This is a genomic window from Alkalihalobacillus alcalophilus ATCC 27647 = CGMCC 1.3604 (assembly GCF_000292245.2).
Taxonomy (GTDB): Bacteria; Bacillota; Bacilli; order Bacillales; family Bacillaceae_D; genus Alkalihalobacillus; species Alkalihalobacillus alcalophilus.
Window position 1 is genome coordinate 40,044 of the sequence record NZ_ALPT02000035.1, and the last position, 6,596, is coordinate 46,639.

The window sequence follows — 6,596 nt, forward strand, 5'->3', positions numbered from 1 at the left end:
TATTTAAAAAACAATATATAAATAAAAAGAAAAATAGCTAATCAGCATCTTATTTTAAGAGTTGTTCAGTTGCTGATCTTTGTGCTTTTTTTCCACTAGATATTCTTGATAGGCTTTATCTGCAGGGGTTTGCTTGAGTTCTTCACTCAACAAAACATCGTGTAGACTTTTCACCATCATTCCAATCCATAAGAGTGTTCCGAGAATAAGTCCAAATGCTACTGAGATAGAGAAAAGAGGATTGATCAATACTAGTCCAACTCCTACTATCGTCATTAAAACAGTCCAACTAAGCCATTTCATTTCTTATCCTTCTTTCCATTAATCCGTATTATTTTCGCTAACAATAATCTTTTTTGCAGCCTCGACTGGGGATAGTTTGTGAATATCGTTCATCAGGGTCACATCCTTTTTTAGTTATCCACCTGCTATTTGGGAAAATGCGAATAAGAGAGGAAGAGTTTTAGAAGAAAATAGCCATCGATGACTGTTAAAGATATGTTTGATTTATTTTAAAATTTTCAACATCGTATTGGCCCCTCTTTGGAACTCGTATTCCACTTCTTCCATTTCTACGTCACAGCCTAATCCACGGATATGACTAATTACAATATCAAGGTGTTCATAACGTTTCCCATATAAGTCGACAACCGGAAAAATACGAATCTCCTTATTCGTCACTCGAATCATTTCATCAATCGCCTCTAAATGAAAAGATACGTCTAATCGGTCTCCATACATAAATAGAAAATGCGCCGATAAAAGCAGATCATATTCACCATCTGCAAACGGCAAATTAGGCATTGTCGCCGTAATATAGTTATGATGACATTGTGTATAGTCTTCTAGAAATGTCTGTAAAGCTGCTAAACGATGTTCTTTTAAATGAGGTATATTTTTAAAAAACTCCCATTGATACTTCGTTTTCGTCATATGCATATTTTCGATAACATGTTCAATATCTAATACACCTTTTTTTCTGATTTGTTCTGGTGTAAATTGATATACTTGGTCAATGGCGGTCACATTTAACCCCTTTTTACCCGCAACCGCCGTAAAAGAGCACGCTCCAGCAGGACAATCAAGAATCTGTTTACCGATAAGCTCTTCTTCTGTTAAGGTAAACATTCTCATATACTCTTCATATGATCGACCAATAAAGACAATTCGCTCTAAATCTAATGCTACACTCTGCTCAACTTGACTCATCTACACTCACCTCAATTAATAAATTGATCCTACTATATCACAAAACAAGAAAAAATGAGCAAAAAGCACAATTATTTTCTGAATGTTCACTTTTAATCACAATAATTTCATCACCAATTATAAGTCTAATGATTAAAATACATTCATTTAATATATGGGCTCCATTAAGATGTAAGCACTTACTAACAGCTTTTCCACAGACCATTTATTATCCACCCATTCTGACTTTTCAAACAAAAAAAACTGAGAAAAGCCTATTCTCATGCTTCTCTCAAACATATTTTTACAGTCATTTCTCATTTCAAATTTAACTATTTTGAAAATACTAATTATTTTATCCACAGTTGTGGACAATATATATTGACCTTTTAAACTCGTTTATTCACAGCAAAATCCATTTACTAAAAATAGCCATATTTTAGTTGTTCACAGCATCGATTGGTTATAATGCTACTTCATCATTTTCAAAATCAGCATTAAAGCTGACTTCATCGGCTTTAGGTAATTTTCTTAATAACGGTTGAATTAAAAAGTAGAAGCTAATACATAACATAGATAGTCCAGCTAAAACAATTGGATAAATGACATTTATATTTCCAAATGCTCCCCCAATTAATCCGCCAAGTGGCATAGCCAGGCCAGCAAAGCTTGTAACTACAGTAATTATTCGACCAAGCAATGCTCTTTTGACCTTTTGTTGGATTATAGAGAAAAAAATAATATTCGTAATTGTTATACATACAAAAGCAATTGGCATTAACATAAGGCTGACCCAAAACGGGACATAGGCAACAGCAATAATAGCTAACCCAGCAACTAAAAATCCGCCAATATACAGCTTACCGAATGAAATGTTTTTAAATTTAGGTGTTATGATGGCGCCAATTAAGCTCCCTACGGTAATCGATGATAATAAATAACCATAATATTCGTCACCGCCACCATGAAAGAGTGCAAAAGCTGGCAATACAGCATTCGCGCCTCCGAAAAAGAAGTTTATCACGATCGCTGGCCCTAGTATCTTTTTAAAAATAACTGAACCCCGTATAAATTGAATTCCTTCATTTAAATCTTTTTTATACGTTTTCCATGCTGATGTCGATGATTTTTTATACCCAGATGAATCTTGGACTTGAAAACGGAAGAAGCAATAAAGAATACCTGTGATGAAGTGACAAATCGCGGTAATAAAAACAGCTTCAGCATTGCCAACAAACGCAATTAAGATACCGGCTACAGCTAAAAAAACAACGTCTAAACCTTCACGAAGCGTTTGCATTAAGGAATTCGCTTTGACGATATTTTTTTCTCCAACAAAGGTTGGGATTAAGGTTGTTTCGATCGGATACGTAAATTGTGAAATTAAAGCTGTGAAGAACATAATAGCAATAACATAGAAGACATGAAGAAGATCTAAGGAGTAAAGAAGTGGTATCGACATGAGTAGGATTGATTTGAGAAATTCAGCACTGATGAGGCCTTTTTTAAATGAAACATAATTGGCTAGTGGAGCAATCAGAAAACCAATAATACTCGGAATGCTAATCACAAAAAAAGTGACACCGGAATAAAAGACATTCCCTGTTAAGTGAAGCACGAGGAGCATCGCTGCTACAGCGTATATCCCACTGCCAAGCCCTTTGACAAATGCTCCCGAAAATAAAATACTAAAATTTCGATTAAATAATTTCATTCCACCTCCTCCTCTTTTGTTTGTTTGATTTCTAAATACAACTTGTAACTCTGACGCTTTTCTTCTGATTTTGTGACCGATTTCTTTAAGTACTTAAGTAACAACTGACTAAACTCATTATTAAATGCTTTTAAATCACTTTCAGAAAAATCAATAAATGTTTGTGAACTGTCTACTTTTTCTGCTTTCGCCTTTTCAACTCCCTCTTCTAAGTCAAAGTGCGTTGCTTTTGATTGGTAATACTTTTCATTGATACCTTTATTCTCTCTTACCTCTGTAAGCTCCAAAATATCATTTTTATAAAGCTGTTGAATGTGATAATGAATGTTACCAGGTGACATCTCTAACGCTTCTGCCACCTGTTTTGAAGTCATTGGCTCCTCCGCTAATAAATAGATGATTTTTACTCTTAACGGATTTGAAATCAGTTTTTGTTGTTTAAGATTTATATTCATTCGTTTAAATTCCATCTCTTCAACCTCCAAGTTATTATTTTCTGACTATTCTTAATCTAATATCATTATATGATCTAACTTTATAGATCACAACTATATTTTTAAAATAATCTAAAAAATTAGATCGTAAATAAATCTAGATTAAGAAACAAATCATCTAGCCCTAGTTTAACTTTGTTAAAATAAGGTGAGGTTAATAAAGACATTACGTTTTGTACTTTACAGCAATTAAACAGATGAGGAATAGTCCCTAAAAGTTAGTTAGTTATTAATAAACATAATGCAGAGGAGAATCTAGTTGAAATGAATAAAGTCGTCGTTTTAAGTGGCACGGGTCTAGTCGCCTTATTTTTACTAATGAATTCAGAACAGCCTTTGCCATTTTGGCCTGATAAACAGATAAATCACCTTTTTGAAAGCTCCAAAGAATTAGAAGAAAATTTATATAGCGAGCAGCTTTATTTGCTGCGGTTAGACGATGAAAAAGCGATTTACCAAAAGCAACATCAGCAAGAAATCTCAGTTGCTTCACTAACCAAAATGATGACAACATTAGTGGCGATAGAACAACTTGAGCGAAAAGAGGAGCCAATCAAAATTGACGCGGATATCTTTCCGATTTTAAATGAAAAGAACCTTGTTTTAGCTGGATTCCTTCCTAATGAAGAAGTCCAGGCGATTGATTTGCTTTATGGCACCTTACTGCCTTCAGGAGCTGAAGCATCCGTTGCCTTAGCTAATCATATAGCGGGGTCAGAAATGAACTTTGTGGAGCTAATGAACCAAAAGGCTAATGAGCTCCATATGAACGATACGACATTTGCTAACGTAACAGGAGTTGATCAAGAAAACCATTACTCTACCGTGTACGATATGGCTCTTTTATTAAAAGAAGCCTTAAAAAACCCAACATTTAAAGAGATTTTTACGAGTGAGCGTTACACAACAGGAGGTACAAATCTTCGTTCAGAGGGCATAACGTTTCACAGTACAATGTTTCAAATGATGGCAGGAGAACCGATGATGCCTAATGTCAAGATTTTAGGGGGGAAAACGGGGTATACGAGACAAGCTGGCCTTTGTTTAGCAAGTTATGCAATTGTTGATGGAGTGGAATATATTTTAGTCACAGCAGGGGCCGAGGGCTCAAGTCAAACCGCCCCCTTCCATACAATCGATGCCCTTTATATTTATGAAAATGTGTTAGCTAACCAATAAACATTCCTTCTATATAAACAGAAATCCCCCTTCCCCAATCAAAAGACCAGCATTCCGAAGAAATGCTGGTCTTTCTATTACTTATATTGCAGTTGCACGATCTTTCGTTTGCCTATTTGTACAACCATTCCATCTTCTATTTGGACCGTTTTATAAAAATCGCTGACCTTTTCGGAATTGACTTTGACGCCTCCATTAGTGATCATTTTTCTCGCTTCACTTTTGGATGGCATTAGTTTCAAATCTACAAGTAAGTCCAGAACCTCGACATCACTAGCTCCCTTCCATTCAACAGAAGGAATCTCATCAGGTAAAATCCCTTTTTGAAAAACAGTGATAAAATGTTGTTCAGCGACTTCAGCAAGTTCTTCACTATGGTACATCCGGACAATACTACGGGCTAATTTCATTTTTGCATCTCTTGGATGCAGTTCACCTAATGCTAAATCCCTTTTTATAGCTTCATTTTGCTCTATTGTGTAATCAGAAATTAACTCAAAATATTTGACCATTAAGGAATCAGGTATCGACATCGCCTTTCCATACATATCCTCAGGTTTTTCATCAATGCCGATGTAATTGTTTTTCGACTTTGACATTTTCTCCAAACCGTCTAACCCTTCTAATAAAGGCATTAAAATCGCGATTTGCTTTTCCTTTCCAAATCTCTCCTGGAAATGACGTCCCATTAAGACGTTAAAATGTTGATCAGTACCTCCTAGCTCAATGTCACTTTCTAAAACAACCGAATCATAGCCTTGCATAAGTGGGTAGAAAAATTCATGTAAGGAAATTGGTTTACCTAAAGCAATCCGTTCTTCAAAATCATCTCGTTCCATTAACCTAGCAACCGTTATTTTTCCAGCAAGTTGAATAACTTCTTCAAAACTTAAATTAGATAACCACTCTGAGTTATAATGAAGCTCCACTTTATCCATATCAATGACTTTTCCAAACTGCTCAAAGTAAGTTTGGGCATTTAATTTTACTTGTTCATCTGTTAATTGTTTTCTAGCAACAGTCTTCCCAGTTGGATCACCGATTTTTCCAGTAAAATCACCGATTAATAATTGAATCGTATGTCCATTATCTTGAAATTGTTTCAGCTTTTTTAACACAACCGTATGACCTAAATGGACATCTGGTGCTGATGGATCAAGTCCAAGCTTTACCTTTAAAGGTCGATTTTCCATAATAGAATTTACTATCTTCTTCTCTAACTCATCAGATGGAATGATATCATGTGTTCCTTCTTGATAAATGGCTAGCTGCCTTTTTACTTCATGTTGTTGTTCTATTGTTAATTGGTTCACTGTTGTTCCCATCTAGATGCCTCCTCTTTTATTTAAAAATTTTGATCCTTAATCACTTTTCTCAATAAGCTTGAAAGTTGTTTTTGTTCTTCTTTCTCTAAACCAGAAACAATTTCCACTTCTTGCTGATGAAAATGCGGATATAACTCCTCCATAACCAATTTCCCTTTTTCAGTTATCAACACATTTGTCAACCTTCTGTCATGCCGATCTGATTTTCGATAACAAAGATCTTTTCGCTCTAATGTATTGGTCACATTACTAACCGTTGCTTTAGTAACTCCCGATAGTTCCGCTAGGCTTTTTGTTTCAACCGAGTCATGTATCCATAAATCGTATAAAATCGAAAAAGAAGTCCATGATAACTTATACGGAGCCAGCACCTCTTTCTCCATTTTGTTTCGTAGTCCTTGAGCAGCTCGATAAATCATTGTTACTGCCGAGATAGCCTCCATATTTAAAGAGTTCATAGATAATTTGGAAAGACGATTTAATGTATTTACCTCTTCCTCGAGTAAATAGCCTTCTTTATTAAAAGTATAAATAATAGAACCTCCTTTGTTTAAAAAGCGGAGTCCGTTTGCCCAGAAGCGAGAAAAAATTAGGGGCGGCTGATGAAGACGCTCTTTGTCTTCACTCAGACGAACCGATTTTTCTCAAGCTTCTAACGGACGCAGCTAGATTAATAAAAAGCGGAGCCTGTTCGTT

7 protein-coding genes are annotated in these 6,596 nt (G+C 35.3%); 1 reads left to right on the forward strand and 6 read right to left on the reverse strand.

Annotated features, from left to right (window positions below; translation table 11 throughout):
- Nucleotides 1–54: 54 nt before the first annotated feature.
- From BALCAV_RS11075 to BALCAV_RS11090, 4 genes are all read right to left on the reverse strand, one after another.
- Entirely contained in the window at nucleotides 55–303 is a 249-nt protein-coding gene (locus BALCAV_RS11075) for a hypothetical protein (RefSeq protein WP_003324064.1), read from the reverse strand.
- Nucleotides 304–507: 204 nt separating this feature from the next.
- Nucleotides 508–1,209 (reverse strand): class I SAM-dependent methyltransferase, encoded by a 702-nt coding sequence (locus BALCAV_RS11080; RefSeq protein ID WP_003324065.1) that lies wholly within the window; start codon nucleotides 1,207–1,209, stop codon nucleotides 508–510.
- Nucleotides 1,210–1,651: 442 nt separating this feature from the next.
- Complete coding sequence (locus tag BALCAV_RS11085) at nucleotides 1,652–2,902, reverse strand: MFS transporter (RefSeq protein ID WP_003324066.1); 1,251 nt, start codon at nucleotides 2,900–2,902, stop codon at nucleotides 1,652–1,654.
- The gene (locus tag BALCAV_RS11090) at nucleotides 2,899–3,372 is read right to left on the reverse strand and encodes an ArsR/SmtB family transcription factor (RefSeq protein ID WP_003324067.1); all 474 of its coding nucleotides are present in this window, start codon (nucleotides 3,370–3,372) and stop codon (nucleotides 2,899–2,901) included. The genes BALCAV_RS11085 and BALCAV_RS11090 overlap by 4 nt, the downstream gene beginning before the upstream one ends.
- 288 nt (nucleotides 3,373–3,660) lie before the next feature.
- Between BALCAV_RS11090 and BALCAV_RS11095 the strand changes: the two genes are divergently transcribed.
- The gene (locus tag BALCAV_RS11095; protein ID WP_003324068.1) at nucleotides 3,661–4,575 is read left to right on the forward strand and encodes a D-alanyl-D-alanine carboxypeptidase family protein; all 915 of its coding nucleotides are present in this window, start codon (nucleotides 3,661–3,663) and stop codon (nucleotides 4,573–4,575) included.
- A 77-nt stretch (nucleotides 4,576–4,652) separates the two neighbouring features.
- On the opposite strand, the gene tyrS is transcribed toward BALCAV_RS11095, so the two are convergent.
- Both tyrS and BALCAV_RS11105 read right to left on the reverse strand, forming a co-directional pair.
- Entirely contained in the window at nucleotides 4,653–5,900 is a 1,248-nt protein-coding gene (gene tyrS / locus BALCAV_RS11100) for a tyrosine--tRNA ligase (protein ID WP_003324069.1), read from the reverse strand.
- A 20-nt stretch (nucleotides 5,901–5,920) separates the two neighbouring features.
- Nucleotides 5,921–6,358 (reverse strand): MarR family winged helix-turn-helix transcriptional regulator, encoded by a 438-nt coding sequence (locus BALCAV_RS11105; RefSeq protein WP_081939263.1) that lies wholly within the window; start codon nucleotides 6,356–6,358, stop codon nucleotides 5,921–5,923.
- Nucleotides 6,359–6,596: the final 238 nt, after the last annotated feature.